Consider the following 285-nt stretch of genomic DNA (forward strand, 5'->3'; position numbering starts at 1 on the left):
TTTCCGTTGGCACGGCCTGAGCCGCTCTCTGACGTTGATTTTGTCGGATTATCACGCTCTGCCGGGTGTGTCTGTTGATGCACTTCTTTCAGGTGTCCGATAGCGACCCGCGTATAAATTTGCGTCGTTTCCAGACTGGCATGGCCTAATATGGCCTGGATATGCCGCGTATCCGCGCCGTTCTCCAGCATCTGCGTGGCCATCGCATGGCGGAACAGGTGACAACCGCCCGGTTTTTCAACCTCAGCACGATGAAGCGCATTGCGGACTATCTGCGTCAGGCTG

General features: G+C 56.1%; 1 protein-coding gene. It reads right to left on the bottom strand.

Annotated elements, in window-relative coordinates:
• Window positions 1-285 (bottom strand): tyrosine-type recombinase/integrase (locus AAC855_RS21340; protein WP_340612138.1); only part of this gene is annotated, 285 nt, incomplete at both ends.

Origin of the sequence: Xenorhabdus bharatensis, assembly GCF_037996705.1 — a bacterium.
GTDB classification, from domain to species: Bacteria; Pseudomonadota; Gammaproteobacteria; order Enterobacterales; family Enterobacteriaceae; genus Xenorhabdus; species Xenorhabdus bharatensis.